The 21603-nt window shown below is 63.3% G+C and carries 23 protein-coding genes and 3 pseudogenes; 7 read left to right on the top strand and 19 right to left on the bottom strand.

Annotation, left to right across the window (positions count from 1 at the left end):
* Positions 1-19 precede the first annotated feature (19 nt).
* Genes BM234_RS16605 through BM234_RS16585 form a run of 5 tightly spaced genes read left to right on the top strand, consistent with a single transcriptional unit; the run spans position 20 to position 5632 of the window.
* Positions 20-1060: an ABC transporter substrate-binding protein gene (locus BM234_RS16605; RefSeq protein ID WP_217645995.1), complete on the top strand. Its 1041-nt coding sequence runs from the start codon at positions 20-22 to the stop codon at positions 1058-1060.
* Positions 1061-1115: 55 nt separating this feature from the next.
* Complete coding sequence (locus BM234_RS16600; protein WP_092066901.1) at positions 1116-1955, top strand: ABC transporter permease; 840 nt, start codon at positions 1116-1118, stop codon at positions 1953-1955.
* Between the two features lies 1 nt (position 1956).
* Positions 1957-2748, top strand: a complete 792-nt coding sequence (locus tag BM234_RS16595; RefSeq protein WP_092066900.1) for an ABC transporter permease — start codon at positions 1957-1959, stop codon at positions 2746-2748.
* Positions 2749-2759: 11 nt separating this feature from the next.
* Entirely contained in the window at positions 2760-4208 is a 1449-nt protein-coding gene (locus BM234_RS16590) for an aminotransferase class V-fold PLP-dependent enzyme (protein WP_092066899.1), read from the top strand.
* Entirely contained in the window at positions 4205-5632 is a 1428-nt protein-coding gene (locus BM234_RS16585; RefSeq protein ID WP_092066898.1) for an NAD(P)-binding domain-containing protein, read from the top strand. Before BM234_RS16590 ends, BM234_RS16585 begins: the two co-directional genes overlap by 4 nt.
* A gap of 480 nt (positions 5633-6112) precedes the next feature.
* Here BM234_RS16585 and BM234_RS16580 read toward each other — a convergent pair whose 3' ends face one another.
* The 9 genes and pseudogenes from BM234_RS16580 to hydA all read right to left on the bottom strand — a co-directional run bounded on the left by BM234_RS16580 (position 6113) and on the right by hydA (position 13632).
* On the bottom strand, positions 6113-6409 hold the full coding sequence (locus BM234_RS16580; RefSeq protein ID WP_092066897.1) for a hypothetical protein: 297 nt from the start codon (positions 6407-6409) through the stop codon (positions 6113-6115).
* Positions 6409-8028: pseudogene (gene tnpC / locus BM234_RS16575) on the bottom strand (IS66 family transposase). Before tnpC ends, BM234_RS16580 begins: the two are co-directional and overlap by 1 nt.
* 62 nt (positions 8029-8090) lie before the next feature.
* Positions 8091-8438: an IS66 family insertion sequence element accessory protein TnpB gene (gene tnpB / locus BM234_RS16570; protein WP_058249075.1), complete on the bottom strand. Its 348-nt coding sequence runs from the start codon at positions 8436-8438 to the stop codon at positions 8091-8093.
* Positions 8435-8797: an IS66-like element accessory protein TnpA gene (gene tnpA / locus BM234_RS16565; RefSeq protein ID WP_092066896.1), complete on the bottom strand. Its 363-nt coding sequence runs from the start codon at positions 8795-8797 to the stop codon at positions 8435-8437. The genes tnpB and tnpA overlap by 4 nt, the downstream gene beginning before the upstream one ends.
* Positions 8798-8831: 34 nt before the next feature.
* A protein-coding gene (locus tag BM234_RS16560) for an IS5 family transposase (protein WP_092066895.1) occupies positions 8832-9589 on the bottom strand; the annotation gives its coding sequence in 2 pieces (ribosomal slippage) (positions 8832-9268 and positions 9268-9589; 759 coding nt in all).
* 66 nt (positions 9590-9655) lie between these two features.
* Positions 9656-9852: pseudogene (locus BM234_RS17365) on the bottom strand (IS481 family transposase); the annotation flags it as partial.
* A gap of 208 nt (positions 9853-10060) precedes the next feature.
* Positions 10061-10834 (bottom strand): DUF1499 domain-containing protein, encoded by a 774-nt coding sequence (locus BM234_RS16550; protein ID WP_092066937.1) that lies wholly within the window; start codon positions 10832-10834, stop codon positions 10061-10063.
* A gap of 87 nt (positions 10835-10921) precedes the next feature.
* The gene (locus BM234_RS16545; RefSeq protein WP_092066894.1) at positions 10922-12232 is read right to left on the bottom strand and encodes a protoporphyrinogen/coproporphyrinogen oxidase; all 1311 of its coding nucleotides are present in this window, start codon (positions 12230-12232) and stop codon (positions 10922-10924) included.
* A complete protein-coding gene (gene hydA / locus BM234_RS16540) occupies positions 12229-13632 on the bottom strand; it encodes a dihydropyrimidinase (RefSeq protein ID WP_092066893.1) in 1404 nt (467 codons plus the stop codon). Before hydA ends, BM234_RS16545 begins: the two co-directional genes overlap by 4 nt.
* Before the next feature lie 138 nt (positions 13633-13770).
* Here hydA and BM234_RS16535 point away from each other — a divergent pair, with 138 nt between their 5' ends.
* A complete protein-coding gene (locus BM234_RS16535; RefSeq protein ID WP_175501307.1) occupies positions 13771-14721 on the top strand; it encodes a dihydrodipicolinate synthase family protein in 951 nt (316 codons plus the stop codon).
* Positions 14722-14784: 63 nt separating this feature from the next.
* On the opposite strand, the gene BM234_RS16530 is transcribed toward BM234_RS16535, so the two are convergent.
* The 3 genes from BM234_RS16530 to BM234_RS16520 are packed head-to-tail and all read right to left on the bottom strand — an operon-like array spanning position 14785 to position 17612.
* A complete protein-coding gene (locus BM234_RS16530; RefSeq protein ID WP_092066891.1) occupies positions 14785-15759 on the bottom strand; it encodes a TRAP transporter substrate-binding protein in 975 nt (324 codons plus the stop codon).
* A 27-nt stretch (positions 15760-15786) separates the two neighbouring features.
* Complete coding sequence (locus BM234_RS16525) at positions 15787-17067, bottom strand: TRAP transporter large permease (protein ID WP_092066890.1); 1281 nt, start codon at positions 17065-17067, stop codon at positions 15787-15789.
* Positions 17064-17612, bottom strand: coding sequence for a TRAP transporter small permease (locus tag BM234_RS16520; RefSeq protein WP_092066889.1), 549 nt, complete (start codon positions 17610-17612; stop codon positions 17064-17066). The genes BM234_RS16525 and BM234_RS16520 overlap by 4 nt, the downstream gene beginning before the upstream one ends.
* A 198-nt stretch (positions 17613-17810) precedes the next feature.
* Here BM234_RS16520 and BM234_RS16515 point away from each other — a divergent pair, with 198 nt between their 5' ends.
* Positions 17811-18602, top strand: coding sequence for an HpcH/HpaI aldolase family protein (locus BM234_RS16515; protein ID WP_245752729.1), 792 nt, complete (start codon positions 17811-17813; stop codon positions 18600-18602).
* On the opposite strand, the gene BM234_RS16510 is transcribed toward BM234_RS16515, so the two are convergent.
* The 7 genes and pseudogenes from BM234_RS16510 to BM234_RS16495 all read right to left on the bottom strand — a co-directional run bounded on the left by BM234_RS16510 (position 18559) and on the right by BM234_RS16495 (position 21571).
* Positions 18559-19470, bottom strand: coding sequence for a LysR family transcriptional regulator (locus BM234_RS16510; RefSeq protein WP_092066888.1), 912 nt, complete (start codon positions 19468-19470; stop codon positions 18559-18561). The genes BM234_RS16515 and BM234_RS16510 overlap by 44 nt on opposite strands.
* A gap of 25 nt (positions 19471-19495) precedes the next feature.
* Positions 19496-19906 carry a DUF3830 family protein gene (locus tag BM234_RS16505; RefSeq protein WP_092066887.1) on the bottom strand — a complete coding sequence of 137 codons (411 nt, stop codon included), beginning with the start codon at positions 19904-19906 and terminating at the stop codon, positions 19496-19498.
* A 22-nt stretch (positions 19907-19928) separates the two neighbouring features.
* A complete protein-coding gene (locus BM234_RS17725) occupies positions 19929-20120 on the bottom strand; it encodes a hypothetical protein (protein WP_245752727.1) in 192 nt (63 codons plus the stop codon).
* A 9-nt stretch (positions 20121-20129) separates the two neighbouring features.
* Positions 20130-20291 (bottom strand): hypothetical protein, encoded by a 162-nt coding sequence (locus BM234_RS17720; RefSeq protein ID WP_245752725.1) that lies wholly within the window; start codon positions 20289-20291, stop codon positions 20130-20132.
* 72 nt (positions 20292-20363) lie between these two features.
* Positions 20364-20540: a hypothetical protein gene (locus BM234_RS17715; RefSeq protein ID WP_245752723.1), complete on the bottom strand. Its 177-nt coding sequence runs from the start codon at positions 20538-20540 to the stop codon at positions 20364-20366.
* 9 nt (positions 20541-20549) lie between these two features.
* On the bottom strand, positions 20550-20885 hold the full coding sequence (locus BM234_RS17710) for an amidohydrolase family protein (protein WP_245752722.1): 336 nt from the start codon (positions 20883-20885) through the stop codon (positions 20550-20552).
* A pseudogene (locus BM234_RS16495) lies at positions 20882-21571 on the bottom strand (IS6 family transposase). The gene BM234_RS17710 and the pseudogene BM234_RS16495 overlap by 4 nt, the downstream one beginning before the upstream one ends.
* Positions 21572-21603 lie beyond the last annotated feature (32 nt).

Raw genomic sequence — 21603 nt, 5'->3', positions numbered from 1 at the left:
ACCCAACGGAGGAACGACAATGACTATGAACCGCCGCCGCTTTCTCGGCACCGCCGGTGCCACCACGACCCTTCTGGGGCTCAGCGGCCTGCCGCTGCGAGCGCAAGGAGGCACGCTCAACGTCACCGCCTATGGCGGCGTCTGGGAACAGGCGATCCGCGACTGCTTTGTCGCGCCCTTCGAGGCAAAGACTGGTGCCACTGCCACTGTGTCGCTTGGCGGTCCGGCACAATGGCTCTCGCAGGTCGAGGCCAACCCCGAGCAGCCGCCGCTTGACGTACTGATCATGTCGCCGGACCTTGCCGTACTGGCCGCCGAGGGCGACTTGATGGACGACTTCACCGTCGAGAAGCTGCCGAACCTGCAGTACATCCCGCAGGAATTCACCGACGCCTGCCTCGGCAAGGGGACCTATTTCGACTATGGCGTCGGCGGCATCACCTACAACAAGCAGATCGTCTCCGAACCGCCGCGCAGCTTCGCAGATTTCGTCGAGCGCGTGTCCTCGGGCGAATTCATCGCCTCGGTGCCGTCGATCTCTTACGGACCGACCACGGTGTTCTTCCTCTGGGCGATCAACAACGCGCTTGGCGGTGACGTGGACAATGTCGATCCGTTCTTCGAGGCGATGGCGAAGATGAAGGACAACCTCGTTTTCTGGGCCGGCCCCAACGACTTCTTCAACCACCTCGCCTCGGGTGAGGCCGACCTCGGCATCTATTTCGACGGCCGCACCTGGAACCACGTGGACGAGGGCGTCGACTGGATCGACTTCATCAACCCGGAAGAAGGCGGCGCCATGACCGCCGTGGCAATCCAAAAACCCAAAAACGCCTCGGATCTCGCGTGGGACTACCTCAATGAGGTGCTGGACGCCGGCAATCAGGCGAAATTCGCCGAGATCCTGAACTATGGCGTGACCAACACGCAGGTCGAGTACTCCGAAAAGCTTGCCTCGCGCGTGACCCCGCTGTCGGAGGCGAACCTGCCCCCCTACGCGGATATTGCCCGCGTTCGCAACGACTGGATCGACCGCTGGAACCGCGAGATCGGAATGTGATCTTGCCGCCCTCGCCTGCCCACCGGGCGGGGGCACCCTTTTCCCCGGAGGCCTCATGATGCCCACCGTCACCCTTTCGAACGGCGCCCGGCGCGCCCTGCTGCTGGCGCCCGCGCTGATCTTCCTCGCGGTGTTCTTCGTGATGCCGCTTCTGGACAATTCCGCGCGTTCGTTCATCAGAGAGGGTGGCTTTACCCTGTCGCGCTACACCGATTTCCTGACCGATAGATTCTACCTTGGTGTCATCGCCGAGACAGTGATCCTGTCAGCGGCGGTGACGGCGATTTCGGTGCTGATCGCCTACCCGGTAGCCTACGTGCTGGTGCGCAAGGCGGGAGGGTTTTCGGGGCTCATGATCTTTTTCCTGATCGCGCCGCTGCTGACCTCGATCATCATGCGAACCTTCGGCTGGCAAGTGCTCTTCGCGCGGCGCGGGCTGGTCAACCAATGGCTGGTCAACGACCTTGGCCTGCTCGACGCGCCGCTGCGCTGGCTCAACACCCCCGGGCTGGCGATTGCCGCGCTGGTGCATGTTCTGGTCCCGTTTGCCGTGCTTTCCATCGCCTCTGTCCTGCAGGGCGTCGACCGACGGCTTGAGGAAGGCGCGCTGATGCTGGGCGCGTCGCGCATCCGTACCTTCTTCGAAGTAACGCTGCCGCTGACTGTGGATGGCATCGGCACCGGAGCAATCCTTGTCTTCATGATTGCCAACGGATCTTTCGTCACGCTGGTTCTGCTGGGCGGCGGGTTCCAGACCCTGCCGCTGTTGATCTACCAGCAGTTCAACACCACCCGGGATTTTGCCTTGGCCTCGACCATGAGCACCATTCTTCTTATGATCGCGCTGGCTTGCCTGTGGCTGCAACTGCGCCTGCTGCGCCGTCAGGGGGTGTAGGATGAGGCTGTCGGACATCGCGCTGTGGGTCTTCACCCTCGCCTTCTTCATCTTCATGATCCTGCCCATCGCGGTGGTGGTGGTGATCTCGTTCACCGAAGCGGGCTACGCCGCCTTTCCGATCCCGGGCTGGTCGCTGAAATGGTTCGCGCGGATATTCGAGTACGAGCCGTTCATCGACAGCCTGATCACCAGCCTCTGGCTGGGCGTGGTGGCCACGGTAGCGTCCTGCCTGCTGGGCATACCCGCAGCGCTCTACCTCAGCCGCGCGCGGTCGGGTTGGGCCACGGTGATCACCACCTTCCTGCTATCGCCGCTATCCATGCCGATGATCGTGATCGGCTTTGCCTCCCTGTTCTTCCTGTCGGCGCTTGGTTTTGGCATTTCGTTCCTAAGCCTTGCAATTGTCCATACCGTGATCTGCCTGCCCTACGTCATCCGCACGGTGGCGGCGGTCTACCGCGCGGTGCCGCCCGCATATGAAGAGGCGGCGATGATCCTTGGCGCGGGGCGCTTCACAACCTTCCGCGAAGTGACGTTGCCGCTGATACGACCCGGCATCGCCGCAGGCTCCCTGTTCTCGTTTCTGACCTCCTTCGACAACCTCCCGGTAAGCTACTTCTTTGGTTCGGCCCAGACCAACACGTTACCCGTGGTCATGCTGGCGTACATGGAGCACCAGTTCGACCCGTCCATCGCGGCGCTTTCGACGCTGCAGCTCCTGCTGGCCATCGTGGCACTGGTGGTAGCCGACCGACTCTACGGCATCGAAAAGATGACCGTCGCAACCTGAGGATCGCCTTGATGACCCCCCTCGCTCGCTTTCGCGCCTCGCTTGACCGCGCCGACATCCTTGAGTACCTGCAAGATGGCCTCATCGGCCGCGACATGCCGTTCAAGACGCCCTACGGCATGAAAGCGTTGCTCTACGCCGACTACGTGGCCTCGGGGCGCGCGCTGCGGCAGGTCGAAGCGTTCGTGGCCGAAGATGTTCTGCCTTGGTACGCCAACAGTCACACCGAAGCGTCGGCCACCGGCGAAGCGATGACCCGTATGCGCGAAGAGGCCCGCACGACCATCGCCCGTCTTACCGGGGTGGGCGCCGACGGGCACGTGATCTTTGCAGGCTCTGGCGCGACAGCCGGGCTCAACCGCATCGAGCGACTTTTGCGGATCGAGGACCGGGTGCGCGCGGGTGAACGGGTGGTGGTGATCCACGGCCCCTACGAGCATCATTCCAACATCCTGCCGTGGCGTGAAAGCGGCGCCGAGGTACTGGTGGCCAAGCCCGGCAAAGGCGGCGTCGACCTTGCGCACCTGCGCGACCTGTTGAAGGCCAACGCCAAGGCCGATCTCTTGGTGGGCAGCTTTTCGGTGGCGTCGAACGTAACCGGAATACTGACAGAGCCGGACCCGGTGACGCGACTTTTGAAAGCCCACGGCGCTCTGGCGATCTGGGATTACGCCGGTGGCGCGCCCTACCTGCCCATGGACATGTCCCCCGCACCGGATGCAAAGAAGGACGCCATCGTCTTTTCCACCCACAAGTTCCCCGGCGGTCCGGGCGCCTCCGGCGTTGCGGTGGTGCGCGACAGCCTCGTACAGCGCAGCACACCTACGGCGCCCGGTGGCGGCACCGTGACCTTCGTCTCACCGTGGAAGCACAATTATTCCGCCCGGGTCGAGGCCCGCGAAGAGGGTGGCACGCCGAATGTGGTCGGTGATATCCGCGCCGCGCTGGTGATGCTGGTCAAGGACGCCGTGGGCGCCGCCCGCATCGGCAATATAGACCACTCCCTGCGCGCCCGGGCACTCGAGGCGTGGAAAGAGGTGCCGCAGATCGAGATGCTCGACCGCTCGGGCGCCGAGGCGCTGCCGATCCTGTCCTTCCGGGTGCGCGGTGCAGCCGGCTACGTCCACCACCAGCTGTTCACCCGCATGTTGAGCGACATCCACGGCATCCAGGTACGCGGCGGCTGCGCCTGCGCGGGGCCTTACGCGCACGCGCTTCTGGGCATCGACGAAGACGGATCGGACGCGCTGTTCTCGCGCCTGTCAGCCGGATACGAGATGGAAAAGCCCGGCTGGGTGCGGCTCAACCTGTCGTGGCTGCATTCCGATGACGAGGTGAAACGTATCCTCTCCGGCGTCGCCACGCTTGCGCAGGAGGCCGAGGCCCGCGCAGCAGATTACCGCTGCGATCCGGCAACTGCACGGTTCCGCCACAAGTCGGATGAAAGGATCAGCGCATGAGCCTTGCCGATCTCGAAACCCGCCTCGCCGAGGATATGGAAAACCTGTGCCTGCCCGCGGCGCCCTGGGTGCCTGCGCAAGACGGCGTGACCGATGTACTGATCGTCGGCGCAGGCATGTGCGGCCTTGCGGCGCTGGCCGAACTGCAGATGCTGGGGATCGACAACAGCTTCGCCATCGATGCCGCGCCAGAAGGGTATGAAGGCCCGTGGGATACATTCGCCCGGATGCGCACATTGCGTTCGCCCAAAGCGCTGACTGGCCCGGCACTGGGACTTCCCGCTTTGACATTCCGTGCATGGTTCACCGCCCAGTGGGGGCGCGCGGCCTGGGATGCGCTGGACAAGATCCCCAAGGGCCAGTGGATGGATTACCTGCGCTGGTACCGGCGCGTCCTTGATCTACCCGTGCGCAACGAAACCCGACTGACCGACCTGCGCGGCGATGGCAATCTGTTGCGCGCCACGCTGGACGGCCCTGAGAGAAGCGTCGTGGTAAGCGCCCGGCGCGTGGTGCTCGCTACCGGTCGTTCCGGCCTTGGGGGCGGCGCAGTGCCAGAGGTGCTGACGAGCGTCCCGGCCCACCTCTGGGCGCACAGCGCCGACAATATAGATTTCAGAAAACTCGAAGGCCGCAATGTCATCGTAGTCGGCGCGGGCGCCTCGGCTATGGATAACGCCGCCACCGCGCTAGAGTTCGGGGCCGCCCGCGTTGACCTGCTTATCCGTCGATCAAGTCTCCCTGCGGTGAACAAGCTGACAGGCATTGCCAGTCCTGGCACCGAACTGGGACTGGGATCCCTGCCCGATCATTGGAAGCTGAAGATCCACGGCTACGCCGCACAGACGCAGGTCCCTCCGCCTCGCCATTCCGTACGCCGGGTGTCCCGGTACAAAAACGCCTTCTTCCATCTCGGCTGCGCTCTCACCGGTGCCTCGGCAGAAAATGACAGGCTGCGCGTCGACACCTCGCAGGGCAGCATCGTGACCGATTTTCTCATCGCCGGCACGGGTTTCCGAAACGACTTTGGCAACCGGGCCGAGTTGTCACAAATTGCGCCGCATGTGTTGTCCTGGGCCGACCGTCCCGATTTTCCCGAGGACGTCTCTCCGGATGGCCCCCTTGGCACTGCTCCCTATCTCGCGCCGGATTTCACCTTTCTCGAAAAGACGCCCGGCGCCTGCCCGGCCCTCGCACGCATCCACTGCTTCAACGATGCGGCGATGCTGAGCCACGGGAAGGTGTCCGGCGACATCCCCGCAGTCAGTGTCGGCGCCAAGCGCCTTGGTCGCGCCATCGCCGCCGCCTTCTTCGCCGAGGACGTGGGCTTGCAGTTCGACCGGCTGCAAGCTTACGATACCGCCGAACTCAACGGGGACGAATACACCCCTTGCCCCAGTTTGCCGGGTGCCGGGACGCAGTAAGGACAATTCCTGCCGCGTATAAAGATTGTAGCCCGCGCCTCCGGCCACGTTTACCGGCGAACCGGTCTCTCCTATCCTCGGCCGGTATCGCCAATACGCCCCCTTTCCAGTCGCGCAGTAGAGCGTTCCCGCAGGGAAAAACGCGTGAGTGTTATTGTAGGATCCGCGTGAGCGGCTCCCCAAAATAAGTCCGCGATTCAAAGTTAGCCTGTTCACCAAACGAGGAGACAGACGATGTGGAAGGGCCGGTTCATCGCCATGATCTGCGAGCAGAGTTCTTGAAGATGCTGAACATAACAAAGCCCGCCGGAGGGGCGGGCTTGGATATTTGCGACAGTTCGTTTGAGTTGGTTGCGGGAGCAGGCAACCGCCGCTTCCTACCTGACCTTGTCTGCGCCGTATGAGTATTCTTTTCGCATGCAGCGACGAGAAGGAACCTGACCATTGCGTATGAGCGGCAGCGTCGTAAGCGCCCGATAACTACCGCAGTGGAATGTTCTTGACGCGTTCGATGATGTCGGGGTCGTCCACGAAGTCCTCGAGGAAGCTATGCCATTGCTCGATCGAGACCCGGGCAGACATGAGCATGTCCCGAAGTTCGTCGATACCGTCATCCGTGAGGGCATTCTGGTAGTTGTCCTGACTGAGCTGGACGCTGACGATATTGCCGTAGGTGAGGTTGTCATCATTGCTGACGATGGCTTCGAGAAGGTCCAACTCCTCTCCGAGCAGGCTGGCGACGTGGCTGAGCAAGCAGACATAGGTTGTCTCAGCCATCAGGCGGCCTCGCTCTCAGGCTGGCGTCTCGGCTGCCAGTTCCATGGGAGCAGTTCGTCGAGCCGGTTGATCTTGTGATCGTGGATGCGGTCGAGGACGTCGGCCAGCCAGGCCTGCGGGTCCAGTTCGCTCATCTTGGCGGTCTCGATCAACGTCATGGCCCGGGCGAGGGTCTCGCCACCGCTGTCGGAGCCGGCGAACAGCCAGTTGCGGCGCCCGATCCCGATCGGGCGCATGGCGCGTTCGGCCGGGTTGTTGTCGATGCCGATGCGCCCGTCCTCGAGGCAGAGTTCGAAGGAGTGCCAACGGGAGAGCCCATAGCGGAAGGCTTTGGCAAGATTGCCCTTGCCTGGGATGCGCACGAGTTGCGCCTCGGCCCACGTCTTGAAGGCGTCGACCTTGGGCCTGGAGTGCTGTTGCCGCGCCGCCTTGCACAGTCCGGCGGGCTGACCGGCGATCTGCCGTTCGACGTCGTAGAGCTTCCCGATCCGATCGAGCGCCTCGCGTGCGATCTCCGACCTGGTTGCCTACCAGACATCGTGGAAGTCGCGTCGCAGATGAGCCCAGCAGGCCGCCTCCCTGAACTGGCTACTGCCGTCCGCCCGCGACTCATAAAGCTGGGCAAAGCCTGCGTAGGCATCGGACTGCAGGATGCCGCCGCTGGCGTGCAGGTGCTGCCGAGGATGCTCCCCTTTCCGGTCCGGCGAGAAGCGGTAGACCACACCAGGCGGTGCGCTGCCGGCCCAGGGCCTCTGATCTGAGACATAGGCCCAGACCCGACCTTGCTTGACCCCTTTGCCGAGGCCGCGGTCCCGGCGTGATCGGTCCAATACGCGGATCGGAGTATCGTCCGCATGGAGGATCGGCGCGGCCATGACCTCGGCCTCGATCCTTTCGATGACCGGTTCGAGCACCTTCATGGCCCGGCCGCACCAGTCCAGCAACGTGCTGTCCGGCACTTCGGCGCCCATGCGGGCATAAATCTCGTTGAGGCGATAGAGCGGAACGTGATCATCGAACTTTGAGACCAGGACATGGGCCAGAAGGCCTGGCCCGGCCATGCTGCCGGGGATCGGGCGGCTCGGGGCGGCAGGCTGAACCATCTTCTCGCAGCGGCGGCACGACTTCTTCACCCGTGCGATCTGGATCACATTCATCTGCGCGGCAACCATGTCGAGCAGCTCGCTGACATCTTCTCCTACCACGCGCAGCTCGCCCCCGCACTCCGGGCAGCAGGTGCCGGGATCGAGTTCGCGGCGTTCGCGGGGTGTCCCATCCGATACCCGCGGCATGCGGCGGGGTTTCACCTCGGCGGCTTCGGGCACCATGTCGAGAGGGCCCGCATCCTCATCTTCGTTCGGTTCGCTGCGCAGCTCGGCCGCCGCGATCAACAGGTCTTCCAGCGCGAGCTCGAGCTGGGCAATCTCCCGTTCGATCTTTTCCGACGACTTGCCGAAGGCCTGTTTCTGCAGTTTCGCAACCCTCAGCCGCAGCGTCTGGACCAGGTGTTCATGAGCCTGCAGCGTGGCCGCCATGCGGGCATTCTCCGGCTGGAGGGCGGCGATCATCGCCTTCAGAACGGCGGGATCGTTGGAGAGGATATCGGCGTCATCAGACATGCCGACAGATACCACGCAGCGCCCATAATAGCCAACAAAACAAGGGCCTTCAGGGAGATAATCTATCCCACGCGCGCAGGGGGCGCGCCCCAGTCCGGACGGCGCCAATCGATCCCTTCCCACAGCATGGCCAGCTGAGCCGAGGTAAGCCGGGCAACGCCGCCTTCGGTGCTCGGCCACGGGAAGCGCCCGCGTTCCAGAACCTTGTAGTAAAGGCAGAAGCCTTGACCATCCCAGTAGAGCAGCTTGAGCCGGTCGCCCCGGCGCCCCCGGAACGCGAAGACCGCGCCGCTTGCAGGCTTCTGACGCAGAACGTCCTGTGCCATGGCGGATAGGCCAGAAATGCCCTTCCTCATATCTGTGGCGCCGCAGGCAAGGTAGACCCGCACGCCCGTTCCCGGACCGATCATGCCGCCTCGACGGCCCGGATCAGCCGCGTCAGAGCTTCGCCGTCCATGCCGCTGTCGAACCTCAAGCATCTCCCGTTGGTCAACCGCAACTCCACCGGAACCGATCTGGTTGGCGTGGGCGCTGGAGCCGCCGACTCCGGGAAATCGACGGGAAGGAAGTGAGCGCCGGGCCCGGGCGACCAGAGACCCTTTTGCTTCAGGTCCCGTCGCCACCCGTAAATCTGAGAGCGTGTCACCTCGTAGCGCTGAGCGACTTGGGTCACCGTCGCCCCGTCAACACCAGCCGCCAGCACGATCTCGAGCTTTTCGTCGTCACTCCACCGTCGGCGCCGCTCAACGCCCAGAACTTTGCCCAGCATGACCCCTCCATCTAGGCTCTGGACTCATTGAGTTTCACAGCCAGTAGATGACGAGAGCGGCGAGAGCGATGGCAGAGCAGAAGACTTTTGGGCACCTGTCATACCGTGTTGCGACGCGCCGCCAGTCCTTGAGCCTGCCGAACATGATCTCGATGCGGTTGCGCCTAGTGTAGCGCCGCTTATCGTAGCGGACGGGTTTCTTGCGTTGCTTCCGGCCGGGAATGCAGGCGCGTATCCCTTTGTCCTGCAACGCTTCTCTGAACCAGTCGGCATCGTATCCCCGGTCCCCAAGCAACCAATCGACGTCCGGTATGTTGCTGACCAGAGCCCGGGCACCAATGTAATCGCTAACCTGACCGGCGGAGACAAAGAAGTTGATCGGGCGACCTTTGCTGTCGCAGATGGCATGAAGCTTGGTGTTCACGCCGCCCTTGGTTCGACCGATCAGGCGACCACGCCCCCCTTTTTCACGCCCAGGCTGGACGCCGTGCGATGTGCCTTGAGGTAAGTCGCATCAATCATGACTGTCTTCTTCTCACCGTGCTCAGATGCCAGCCCGGCCATCATCTGCGCAAAGACCCCCTTGTTGGTCCACCGCTTCCAACGGTTGTAGAGTGTCTTGTGCGGACCATATTCGCGCGGCGCGTCCCGCCATCTCAAGCCATTGCGATTGATAAAAATAATCCCGCTCAGCACTCGCCGATCATCAACGCGAGGTTTGCCGTGGGACTTCGGGAGATAGGGCTCAAGACGCGCCATCTGCGCGTCTGTCAGCCAGTAAAGATCAGACATGTTCACCGCTCGGTTTTCGAGCCGTGAATCATGCTACGCCGCTGAAATCAATGGGTCCTGACCCTAGAGGCAGTCATCAAGCGGCAGCAGCGTGTAGCGTCGAAACGCGACGATGGCCGCCTCCTCAGCCTCCGTGAGAGGACCGTCGAACGTGGCTCCTTTGGGCCGGACTTGAGATCATCGACCGTCTGCCGTTTACGCCACTTCGCAACCGTCTTCGGATTGATGCTCAGCTCTTCGCTCAGCGTCGCGAGCGAAGCTTGCCCCTTTCGGGATCATGCTGCGCATAACCCTCCCGGGCAATGGATCGCTGTATTGCAGCTCTGACGGCGTGCGTGCCCTCGCGGCAGATTTGCCATGCAAATCGCCTGCCGGGTAACAGTACGTGGCGCGTCCGTGACGAACTTGTCCCATAGGGAATCCTTGTATTCTTTCAAAAGGATCACACCATCAAACCGTGGGTTCAAACACCTAAGCCCCGAACGCATCCAGAAACGCGCGCACCCGTGCCGCGTTGACGCCCCGGTCTCCGCGGCCCACACGGGACACACTGCGGATGTCCACCCGGCTGCCTGTCGGCGCGGGGCTTACGACAACCACGACATCATCGGCAAAATGAAACACCGGCGTGTGGGCGGTCGCTTCGAACCGAAGCGCGTCGTCTTGGGCATCGACGGTCTTCCAGCCCATATCCCCGGCCACCTTCAACGCTCGCTGATAGGCTTCTTGCCCGGACAGATCCGTCTGGATCGGTGCAATATCGGGAAAGGCAGATTTCTGGGATTCCGCCGTCTCGGCCCCGCCGTAGTCAAGGCTGTTGCGCGCGCCGGGCCGGGTGTCATCCAGCACAAGGAACTGCGGCGGGCTGCCGGTATCGGTGGTGATGTCGTGAATCGGGGGCGCGCGCACCGGCGGATCAAGCGCCGCCATGACCTGGGGCACCAGCATCCCCGCGCCGATGACAAGCGCGACGACCGACAGCACCAGCGGGGTGCGGTCGCGCCGGATCAGGTGAACCACCAGAGCCACAAGCGCAAGCGCCGTCACCGTATAGGCGATCGGGTTGAAATAGGTGCGATACAAGACGAACCCTTGCAGAGGCTCCCACAGCCCCAGCTTTACGCCGAACATGATGACCGCCCCCGCGATCAGCGCCACAATGGCCACGATCAGGGCAAATGCGCCAAGGCGTGACACCAAACCAAGCTTGGCGTCGGGTGAGTCAGAGCTGTTCGCGTGAGTCATATCATCCTCGGCCGGCCCGAAGATGGCCTGTTTCCTGGCGATATCATGGGGATTTATCGCCCCCGCGAACAGAGGCATTCGGCCTGTTCACGCAACTGGCACAGGATCGGCCCGGGTCAGGGCGACGGCCCGCTCAGCGCTGGTGATCGCTGCCGCCATGTTGGGCGAATGGAAATAATCCCCGGCAAGGGCAATGCGCCCCAGCGGCATCTGTAGCGGGGCTTGCAATGTGGCCCTGCCGGGCTGCGCAACCGGGGCACCATGGGGCCAACGGGCGATATGCGTGGTCTCGATCTGAAACGCCGAGCCGGGGAACAGGTCGTGCAGGTGGCGATGCGCGCATTCGGTCAGGGCATCATCGGACAGAGCGGCAAGCTGGGCCGCCCCCGCCGCACCGCGAAACAGCATCAACGAGCTAAGCGTGCCTGTGTCGGTCCCGGTGCCCTGATCGAACATCACGCTGAGGGGCGCGTCGGGGGTGGCAAGCGCATAGGCTCCGCGCCACGGCGCAGCCCCGCGCACACCAAGCGCGACGCTTAGGAAGGCGCCATAGGTGATCTGCCCAAGGGCGGTCTTGCACGCATCCGGCAGGCCGGACAAGACGGTACGCGCGATGGGCGCGGGGGTGCTGACGATGCAGCGCTTGGCGCGCAGTTGGGTGCCCGCCAGATCAACGCACACATGATCGCCGCTGTCCCGAACTTGGGTCACGGGGGTGTTGGTCACCACCCTGTCGGTGCCAATAGCCGCGACCAGCGCGTCGATCATCCGCTGACTTCCCCCCGACAGGTTCGCACCGGGGGCTTGTCCGCTCCAGACATAGGTGAAACTGCGCAGGGCGTGACCTGCGGACATGGTGGCGGGATCGCCGCCGGATCGTTCGGTCAGCGCGGCCAGCATCGTCGCCACCTGCGGGTGCAATGGGCCGATGAATTGGGCTAGCGTGCGGTGATCCTCAAACGTGGCGTCGGTGCCATTCGCCATAGCGCGGGCCATGCGCGCCGCCCCCCAGCGCAGGCGCAAGCCCATCTTTACAAACGACGCCCGCGCACGCGGCGACATCGGCAAGCGCAGCGGCCAAAGCTCGGGCCGCCCTTGCATGTGCTGCCCGCCCAGCGACATCGCCATCAGCGCGCCGCGGATTGGCGTGCGGGTCAGCCCCAGTTCGGCCACCAGATCACCCACCGGGGTGCCGAGGCCGGAAAACATATGCGCCCCTAGGTTCAGCGGCACACTGCCGTGCAAGACCGAACACACCCGGCCCCCGGCACGCGGCGCGGCCTCAAGCACCAAGACATCGCGGTCGCGCAACCGATAGGCCGCCGTGAGCCCCGCAAGCCCGCCGCCCACGACGATCACGTCGCGCAGGCGGTCGGAGTCGGCAATCGGTTGGGTCATTGCACAGCGTCGGGCGAGCGCGCGCGAGCCACATAGGCCCCGCCGGGCGTGGTCGTGGCCAGCGTGTCGCCTTGCGTCACCACCTGCCCGCGCAGCATGGTCAGGACGGGCCAGCCGGTGACCTCCAGCCCCTCGAACGGGGTGTAATCGCAACCGTGGTGCAGGTCTTCCTGCCGGATAGTGCGGGTCATGTCCGCATCCCACAGCACGATATCCGCGTCCGAGCCGACCGCCAGCGCGCCCTTTTGCGGATACATCCCATAGGTTTTGGCGTGGTAGGTCGACGACAGCGCGACAAAGCGGTTGAGGTCAATGCGCCCCTTGGTGACCCCTTCGGAAAACAGGATCGGCAGGCGTGTTTCCACGCCGGGAATGCCGTTGGGCACATAGCGGAACGACTTTTCGCCCTTGGGTGTCAGCTTGCCGTCTTCGGTGTAGCGAAACGGACAGTGATCGGAGGAAAACACATCGAACGTGCCGTCGATCAATCCCTGCCAACACGCGTCCTGATCGTCGGTGCCGCGCGGCGGCGGGCTACAGACGAATTTCGCGCCCTCCATGGCGTCGCCCTGCATGTCGTCTTCGGTCAGCACAAGGTACTGGGGGCAGGTTTCGGCGCGGATGTTCAGGCCACGGGCGCGGGCGCGTTCGATTTCTTCAATCGCGGCGCGGTTGGACACATGCACGATCATGATCGGAACATCGACGATTTCGGCAAGGCTGATGGCGCGGTGCGTCGCCTCGCGTTCCACCGCAACCGGGCGCGAGGGGCCGTGGTAATAGGGTGCGGTCTTGCCCGCCTGTTCCAGTTTCTCGGTCAGAAAGCGGATGGTGTCATAGCCTTCGGCATGGACCATGACAAACGCGCCAGAGTGACGCGCGGCATCCATCACCCCAAGCAATTCGCGGTCGTTCAGCACCAGATCGTCATAGGTCATGAACACCTTGATCGAGGTATAGCCGTCTTCGACCAGCGCCGGAATGTCCTGCCCCAGAACACCCGCCGACGGGTCGGACACGATGACATGAAAGCTCACATCAATGTGGCAATTACCATCCGCAAGCGCGTGATAGGCGGTCAGCGCCTCGCGCAGCCCCTTGCCCTTTTCCTGCAGACAGAACGGCATGACGGTGGTGTTGCCGCCAAACGCGGCGGCCAGCGTGCCCGAGGCGAAATCATCGGCCATCACCACCTCGGGTCCAGAAGGCTGGGCAAGGTGGACATGGCTGTCGATGCCGCCGGGTAGGACCAGCTTGCCGGTTGCGTCGATGGTCTGCGCCGCGCCGTCCAGCGTTTCGGCAATGGCGGTGATGCGCCCGTCGGTGATGCCGATATCGGCGGCAAAGGTTTCTGTGTCGGTGACAAGCGTGCCGCCAGAGATGATGGTGTCGAAGTTCATATGTGGCCTCGTTCATGCCTGCGCATTGGGCGGCTCGGCGCCCGGATTTGGGTTTTCATGCCGCGCGGGGCGGCGATGGGTTTCATTCGGGCGAGAGGTGGTCGACAGATCGGCCAGACATCGCAGCCGGAGCAGAGCATGCCGTTCGACCCCACCCGCCTTCACGGTATTCATGCCGCCACCGTTTGCCCGTTGAGACCGGATTATGCCATCGACCGCGGGGGGTTGGCGGCGCATGTGACCCGCGTGATGGACTGCGCTGGCATCAAGGGCTTGCTGATCAACGGGCATGCCGGGGAAAACGCGCAGCTGTCGCGCGAGGCAAAGCGTGAGGTGGTCGAGATCCTGCGCGACGCCTTTCCGGATGTCTGGCTGACCTGCGGCGTCTACAGCGAAAGCGCGCTTGAGGCGGCGGATCATGCCCGCGACGTGGCCGCAGCGGGGGGCGATGCGGTGTTGGTCTTTCCGCCCAACGGCTGGGCGCTGGGGCAATCGCTTGCATCGGTGGTCGATCATCACGCCCGGATCGCTGGGGCGACGGATCTGCCGGTGGTACTGTACCAGGCACCGGTGACGGCGGGGCGCATGGCCTATCCAGTGGAGACGTTGCTGGCGCTGTGCGCCCTGCCCCATGTGGTCGCGATCAAGGAAGGCAGCTGGGAAATCGCCCGCTATGATGCCAATCGCCGCGCGGTGCGGGCGGCGTTCCCCGACATTGCCGTGCTGGCGTCGGGGGATGAACATCTGCTGACCGGCTATCTGATCGGGACCGAGGGCAGCCAGGTGTCGCTGGCCGCCGTGCTGCCCGATCTGACGGTTGACCTGTGGGATGCGGCGGCAGCGCAGGATTGGGATCGTGCGCGAGCGTTGCACGACCGCCTCGCCCCGCTGGTCAGCGCGATCTACAGCCCACCGCCGGGGGTGTCGCCGACCGCTTGCCTCAAGACCTGTCTGGTTCTGTTGGGGCATCTGGACAATGACCGCACCGCGCCGCCGACCCGGCCGCCGGGCGATGCCCATCGCGAGGTGCTGCGCGCCGCGCTGGAAGTCGCGCTGACTAGAACGCTCGACGTCGCACAATACGGCTGAACGGGCCGCCCGATGGGCGACCCGTGTATTGCGTTTAAAGATGGAATATCCCGCCACCGAGGATCAGTTCGTCGGGGTTTCCATGACCGCGTCGAACAGCGCCTGCTGGGTCTCGGTTTCCAGCATGGCGTTGTACAGCGGCACGGCAGCTTCCTGGAACGGCGCGGGGTCGGGCTGCGTGATGGTCACACCCTTTTCGACCAGCGCATCCAGCAGCGGCTTTTCCTGATCGTCCACATACTGGCGCTGCCAATCGGCGGATTCGCGGCCAGATTCCAGAACCGCAGTCTGGATATCCTCGGGCAGCATGTCGAACGCGGCCTTTTGCATGAACACCGGGGCGGTCATGTTGAGCCAGCCGACCATGGCGAAATCGGGGGCGACTTCGTACAGCTTTTGGCCGGTGTAGTTGGTCGCGGCACCTTCGGCCCCGTCAACCACACCGCTTTGCAGCGCGCCGTACAGTTCGGAATAGGCCAGCGGCGTCGGATTGGCCCCAAACGCGGTGAAGGCATCCACATGGATCGGGTTCTGCATGGTGCGGATCTTGACGTTCTTGAGATCGTCGATGGAATTGATCTCTTCCTTGGTCATGATGTGGCGAATGCCCGAGGAATAGACCGCGATCAGTTCCAGACCCGTGTCATTCGCGGAATCCTCCAACATGCCGTAAACCGGACCGTCCAGAACGGTGTTCAGCTTGGCGATGGTCGGGAACAGGAACGGCAGGTCGAACACGCGGTAATCGGTGATGTAGTTGCTGATCGTGGAATTGGCGGTCATCGCGACGTCAAGCGAGCCCAGCATCACCTGCTCGACCAGCTGTGCCTCATCGCCCAGCTGACCGTTGGGGAAAATCTCGATCGTGGCGCGCCCGTCGGTCTTGGCCTCAAGCAGTTCGCGCATCTTTTGCAGGCCCTTGTCCTGCACTTCGTCGGCGGCATTGGTGTGGGCGATGCGCAGCGTGTAGTCCTGTGCAAACGCTGGAAGCGCAAGGGCGGCAGACAAAAGGCAGGCAAGCGAGGTGAGTGTTTTCATGGGTCGTTTCCTTATAGGTCAGAGAGATCAGTCGTAAAAGAATGAGGGAAGCCAAAGGGTGACCGGGGACGCAAACGCGGTCAGTCCCAGCACGATCACCATAGGGATCAGCGGCAGCCAGACGCGCGACGACACCTGTTCGATGCGCCGCCCCGCCACCATCGACGCGATGTACAGACAGATGCCATAGGGCGGCGTCACCAGCCCCACCGACAGGTTGAGCGCGGCCATCACGCCGAAATGGATCGGGTCGATGTCGTAGCCGATGGCGATGGGCATCAGCACCGGCATGATGATCAGGATCGCGCTGATGCTTTCCATGAACATGCCGACGAACAGCAACAACAGGTTGACCAGCAGCAGGAACACCAACGGGTTTGACGTGACGCCGCGCAGGAAGTCATCCAACGCACGCGGCGCGCCTTGGCTCGCGATGATCCACGAGAAAATGCTGGCGGTGGACACGATGATCAACACCGCCGCCGCAAGGCTCACGGTTTTGAGGATGATCGGCCAAAGCCGCGGAATGGTCAGTTCGCGGTAGATCCAGATCGAAATCGCGGCAGTAACGAACACCGCCACGCAGGCAGCCTCGGTCGCGGTGAATACCCCGCCGACGATGCCGCCGACGATGATCAGCGGCACCAGCATGGCGGGCAGCGCATCGACCAGCGCCGCCCAGAGCCGCGCGCCGGAAAACGGCTGAACGTCTTTATACGCCATGCCGCCGCGCCGCGCGTACAGGTAAGTGCCAAACAACAGCCCCACCGACAGCAACAGGCCCGGAATGATGCCGCCCAAGAACATCGCGCCGATGGACTGGTTGGTGGTGATCGCGATGATCACCATGACGATGGACGGCGGCACAATGCTCGCCATGGCCCCAGACGCGGCGATAACCGCCGCCGCCATATCCACGTCATAGCCGCGCTTGCGCATGTCGGGGATCAGCATCGACCCGATCGCTGCCGTATCCGCCGACCCCGAGCCGGAAATCGCCGCAAGCCCGGTGCCCGCGGTGATCGCCACCATATAAAGGCTGCCGGAGATCCATCCGACCAATGCACTTGCCAGCGCCACGAAGCGGCGCGCGATCCCCCCGGTTTCCATGATGATCCCGGCGGCGACAAAGAACGGGATCGCCATGAGCGGAAAGGAATTGACGCCTCCGTATACCCGCTGCGCCACGATCGACAGCGGCACATCGGTCAGCGCAACAATGGCGATCAGCGCCGACACCCCCAGCGCCAGAACGATGGGCAAGCCCGAAAAGATCAGAAAGGCAAATCCGCCAAAGGCAATATTCATGTCAGCGCCGCCGCGTTGGCGCGGGCCTGAGCCGGGCGCAGAATGTCAGGAAGGCTGGCAACGGAAAACTCCAGCATGAAATAGGCCATGCCCACCGGCAGCGCCGCATAGGGAATGGCCATCGGCAGACGCAGCGCGGGCGATTGCACCATCATCCCGATGCCCAGCAGCGCAAAGCTGCCCACAAAAACCACATACAAAAACCACATCCCCAGCGCATAGGACGCCAGTCGCGCCAGTTGCTGCACCCGCTCCGGCGTGCGTCGGATCAGAACATCCACCCCCACATGCTGGCGGTTGCGCATCGCAATCCCTGCCCCCAGCAGCACCAGCCAAACCTGCGCGAACACGGCTGTTTCATCGGTCCCGGCGATGGAATAGCCAAAGACATAGCGCCCCAGGATCTGCGCCATGATCGCCAGCGCCATATAAATGAACAGCAATCCCGCCATCAGATCGACCAATTTGCGCAGCCCCGTCAGCGCCAATGTGGCGGGGCGGGCGACGCTGTTCAGCCAAGGTGGAAGATCCGGCGATCTCGTCATGTCGGCGCCTTTCGTTTCGTTGAAATCTTGTGCGTTTGTCGCGTTCGTGATCAGCGTTGCGCCGAAATCACCGGACGAAAAGGCTTCGGACTATTACAAAAACGGCTGCCATTATTTTGGGCGCTGATTGCGTTGCCAAACTGGAATCGCTCGACCATATGTCGAAAAATCAGCCATTTAGAAAATCGTGAGACGCCCATGACAGCCACTTTTCCCAGCACGCCCGTGCCGCGCATCGGGCTGGCGGCCTGCGTCGTTGGCCTGCCCGAGATGATCCCCGTGGCCAAGGGCGCGGGTTATGATCTGCTGCTGGTGGATATGGAACACGGGCGCATCAGCATTGATGCGCTGGCGGGCATCTGCGTCACCGGGCTTGCCGCCGATTTCCCGGTGCTGGCGCGGGTCACGGGGCCGGGCTCGCCCGATCTGGCGCGGGTGCTGGATTGCGGGGCCACCGGCGTGATCATCCCGCATGTGGACAGCGCCGATCAGGCGCGCGCGATTGTGGCCGCCTGCCGGTTCGCGCCGCTGGGCAACCGGGCCATTCCCGGGCCGCTTGCGATCCTGTCGTTTGAACCTGTGCCGCCCGCGCAGCTGATCGCCGCCAGTGAGGACCGCGTGGAACTGCACGCGATGGTCGAAAGCCGCGCAGGGTTGGATGCGGTGGCCGAGATTGCCGCCGTGCCGGGGCTGACAGCCCTGGTGATCGGGGCGAATGATCTTGCGTCCGATCTGGGCCATACCGGCCAGCTTGATCACCCCGAGGTGCGCTCCGCCTTTGCGACCATCGCGGCGGCGGCCCGGTCGCAGGGTCTGGGGTTCGGCGTGATGGGCCTGCCCCCGGCGTTGATCCCCGGCCATGCGGTGGCCAATGGTGCCACGCTGATCGTCGCCACCAACGAAATCAACCTGGTGGTCGACGGTGCCCGCGCCACGCTGGGCGCGGTCAGGGCGCAGCTTCCCGTAAGCCAGCCAGCCGCTCCTGCGTAAGCGACACGAACAGATCACGAAACCGCTGCGTGGTGACCGACATCGGCCGACCACGCGGCGCAATCGTCGACAGCACGCGGGGCACCACGGGTTCGAACGGCACAACCACAAGGTCTTCGTAGCGGCCCGAATGGGCGGTGACCTCGTCCAGCAGGGCGACGCCCCAGCCCTCTTGAACGATGCGAGCGGCGGCGTTCAGAAACCGGACCTCGATCCGGGGATTATACGGCGCGCCCACCGCCAAAAAGGCCGAGGCCAGCAGGTCGGCCACCCCCGTGCCCGTCATCGGGCAGATCAGCCGCGAAAATTCCAGATCGCGCGGCGTGACCACCGGCAGCAATGCCAGCGGATCGCTGCGCGCGCACAGACACACCATGCGCAGATCGGCGAACGGGGTCAGCTCGATCCCGTAGCTTTCGCTGGGTTCCATCGCGAACCCGATATCGGCCAGCCCGTCCTCGACCGCGGCGATGGCCAGCGGCAGCGGTTTGGTTTCAAGCGACAGGTACACATCCGGGTACAGATCCAGAAACTGTTGCACCACCATCGGCATCAACGCCTCGGTCAGCTCGGACGTCGCCACCACCCGCACCCGCCCGATATGGCCAAGGCGGATGTCCTGCACCCGCTGGTTGACGATCTGCTGCATCAGCGACAGGGGGGCCACCTCTTCGAACAACAGCTTGGCCTCTTGCGTGGGCATCAAACGGTTGGCGCTGCGCAGGAACAGGGTGAACCCTGCCTGCGTCTCGATATGTTTCAACGCGATGCTGACGGCGGATTGCGACATGCCAAGCGCCTGCGCCGCCGCCACCGTGGTGCCGGTGGCCATGACGGACCGGAACACTTCGATCTGGCGCAGGTTCATCCGGGCCGCCCATCGTCAGTCTGAGTCATTTCAATTCGAACCGGATGTCATGCGCGCCCTTCCAAAGGGTCGCGCGTCCCAACGTGGCGAGGTTTTCCAAACCGCTGGTGAGCGTGATGAAATGGTTCCCCGCCAGTTGCCCGACCTCGGACGCGAAATTGACGCCGCCATAGGCAAGCAGGATTTCGGTTTCGCTGATGCTGCCGGGATACAGGATGATCTGGCCGGGCGCGGGATAGCAAGTGTGGTTTTCATACCCCACCCCAAAGTCGTGCTCGCCGAGCGGAATCCACACGCCCTCACCGGACCAGCGCACATGCACGATCTGGCTGACAAACGGCATCGCCGCGCGGAACGCCGCGACCGTGTTGGGCGCGTCCGCTTCGAATTTGGCGTCGAAGGTGAAGTCTCCGGCGTGGATGACAAGGTCGGTCATGGTGTGGGTCTTTCTGATGTCTTCAAGGTTTTATAAGGCGGGGTGCCGGCGCATCAAAGGTCAGTCTTCCCGCGCGCATCCCCCATAGCGGGCGGCCAATTTCGGCCACGGTGGCGGCGCGACTGGCGCAGGGCAAGAGCACAAGGTCAACGCGCGAGCCAACCGTAATATCGGCGCAATGGCCCAGCAGGTGGAACGGATCGTCGCTGATCATCGCAAAGTATCAGTCCAAATCATGGGTCTGGCCCAGCTGCGCCACATTGGCAAACAGGTTTGCCATCCGCACCTGCATCCCGTGCGCAATGGTCTGGCGGGCGATGTCGTCCATATGCCGCCAGCTCGGGTCGAGGTCAAAATCCAGACCGACATCGAATTCCCGCGCCATGTCAAATATCCGCGCGATGTGGCCATTGGGGTCGGTGTCGGTATAAGGGCACCCGCCCAAAAGGTCCGCGCCCTAGGCCAGGGCAGCGCGCAACAATTCCTCGGTGCCGGGGTAGTTCAGCAGGCCCTCCTGCGGGAACACACAGATTTTCAGGTCCAGCGCCCAAGCGTAATCGGTTTGCAAACGGCGCACCGCATTGAACCCGGCAAGGCCAATCACCGGGTCGATTTCCACCTGCGTGCGGATCAACGTGGTGCCCTACCCGATGGCGTTTTCCAGTACGCGGGCACCACGGGCATAGAAATCCTCGGCGGTAAACGCGCGCTTGGCGGTGGTCACCGCGTCCAGCGCCCCCTTGAGCGTGCCGGTCTGATTCTGCGACCGATCAAGGATACAGGTCTTGTCCAGATTCAGGTGACTGTCGACAAACCCCCGAATGATCAACCCGCCCCCTGCGTCCATCTGCGGGGCGTCGGTGGTAAGCTGCGGCGCGATGTCAACAATGCGTCCAGCCCTGATGCCGATATCCATTGGGGCGGTCGACGTTGTCAGCTTGTTCCATTTCGGCGTGCCCAAGACCGGTATGACCATCATGCGGTCATTTCAGCGGCATAGTCGACCCACGGGCTGAAAGCGCCGGCCCGTGCGTGGCGGTAAGATGCTGCGGAAAGATGTTGGCGGTCTGGTCGTGGACGGATAAAAACTGCTGCGCCTGACGTGGTGATTTGAAACGCCCCATACTCTTCTCTCTTCGTCGTGTATGTCGATGCGACGCCTCGGAACGGCTATTTAACCCCCTGTGCGCGCGGTGATCGACGCTTGGGCAAAGGTCCCGGATTGCGACGCCATAGCTGCGCAGCTTGTCGGTCACGACGACGCATGGCAGGCCCCATCGCCGCATTAACTTGGTCGGGAAACGCTTGGCGGCGTAAGCATTTCTGCGGCTTTGCACCAAGATTTTCATCACATCTCCATTTACGTCGATGGCCCGCCAAAGCCGGTGTTTCTGGCCCCGGATTGAGATCACGACCTCGCCCAGGTACTATTTTTCGGCCGGTGCCGGACGGTCGCGACGGATCCTGGCCGCGATCTGCATTCCGAACCGTTGGCACCACACCCGGATGCTTTCATACGAGACGATCACGCCACGCTCGGCCAAACAGATCCTCGACATCGCGCAAGCTCAGGGCAAACCGATGGTAAGCCCAGACTGCATAGGAGATGACGGACCGAGGGAAGCGAAAGCCCTTCAGGCTAGGCTGTGAAACCTGGCTGATCATGAGCGGTCGCCAAGCATGAACCCAAGTCACTT

Origin of the sequence: Poseidonocella pacifica, assembly GCF_900111875.1 — a bacterium.
Lineage (GTDB): Bacteria > Pseudomonadota > Alphaproteobacteria > Rhodobacterales > Rhodobacteraceae > Poseidonocella > Poseidonocella pacifica.
This window is presented reverse-complemented; position numbering and strand designations above follow the sequence as displayed.

Coding starts and splice junctions, on each gene's coding strand:
- BM234_RS16605 (WP_217645995.1), top strand. CDS start 20: ATGACTATGAACCGCCGCCGCTTTCTCGGCACCGCCGGTGCCACCACG.
- BM234_RS16600 (WP_092066901.1), top strand. CDS start 1,116: ATGATGCCCACCGTCACCCTTTCGAACGGCGCCCGGCGCGCCCTGCTG.
- BM234_RS16595 (WP_092066900.1), top strand. CDS start 1,957: ATGAGGCTGTCGGACATCGCGCTGTGGGTCTTCACCCTCGCCTTCTTC.
- BM234_RS16590 (WP_092066899.1), top strand. CDS start 2,760: ATGACCCCCCTCGCTCGCTTTCGCGCCTCGCTTGACCGCGCCGACATC.
- BM234_RS16585 (WP_092066898.1), top strand. CDS start 4,205: ATGAGCCTTGCCGATCTCGAAACCCGCCTCGCCGAGGATATGGAAAAC.
- BM234_RS16580 (WP_092066897.1), bottom strand. CDS start 6,409: ATGGCTGAGACAACCTATGTCTGCTTGCTCAGCCACGTCGCCAGCCTG.
- tnpB (WP_058249075.1), bottom strand. CDS start 8,438: ATGATCGGTCCGGGAACGGGCGTGCGGGTCTACCTTGCCTGCGGCGCC.
- tnpA (WP_092066896.1), bottom strand. CDS start 8,797: ATGCTGGGCAAAGTTCTGGGCGTTGAGCGGCGCCGACGGTGGAGTGAC.
- BM234_RS16550 (WP_092066937.1), bottom strand. CDS start 10,834: ATGACTCACGCGAACAGCTCTGACTCACCCGACGCCAAGCTTGGTTTG.
- BM234_RS16545 (WP_092066894.1), bottom strand. CDS start 12,232: ATGACCCAACCGATTGCCGACTCCGACCGCCTGCGCGACGTGATCGTC.
- hydA (WP_092066893.1), bottom strand. CDS start 13,632: ATGAACTTCGACACCATCATCTCTGGCGGCACGCTTGTCACCGACACA.
- BM234_RS16535 (WP_175501307.1), top strand. CDS start 13,771: ATGCCGTTCGACCCCACCCGCCTTCACGGTATTCATGCCGCCACCGTT.
- BM234_RS16530 (WP_092066891.1), bottom strand. CDS start 15,759: ATGAAAACACTCACCTCGCTTGCCTGCCTTTTGTCTGCCGCCCTTGCG.
- BM234_RS16525 (WP_092066890.1), bottom strand. CDS start 17,067: ATGAATATTGCCTTTGGCGGATTTGCCTTTCTGATCTTTTCGGGCTTG.
- BM234_RS16520 (WP_092066889.1), bottom strand. CDS start 17,612: ATGACGAGATCGCCGGATCTTCCACCTTGGCTGAACAGCGTCGCCCGC.
- BM234_RS16515 (WP_245752729.1), top strand. CDS start 17,811: ATGACAGCCACTTTTCCCAGCACGCCCGTGCCGCGCATCGGGCTGGCG.
- BM234_RS16510 (WP_092066888.1), bottom strand. CDS start 19,470: ATGAACCTGCGCCAGATCGAAGTGTTCCGGTCCGTCATGGCCACCGGC.
- BM234_RS16505 (WP_092066887.1), bottom strand. CDS start 19,906: ATGACCGACCTTGTCATCCACGCCGGAGACTTCACCTTCGACGCCAAA.
- BM234_RS17725 (WP_245752727.1), bottom strand. CDS start 20,120: ATGATCAGCGACGATCCGTTCCACCTGCTGGGCCATTGCGCCGATATT.
- BM234_RS17720 (WP_245752725.1), bottom strand. CDS start 20,291: ATGGCGCGGGAATTCGATGTCGGTCTGGATTTTGACCTCGACCCGAGC.
- BM234_RS17710 (WP_245752722.1), bottom strand. CDS start 20,885: ATGATGGTCATACCGGTCTTGGGCACGCCGAAATGGAACAAGCTGACA.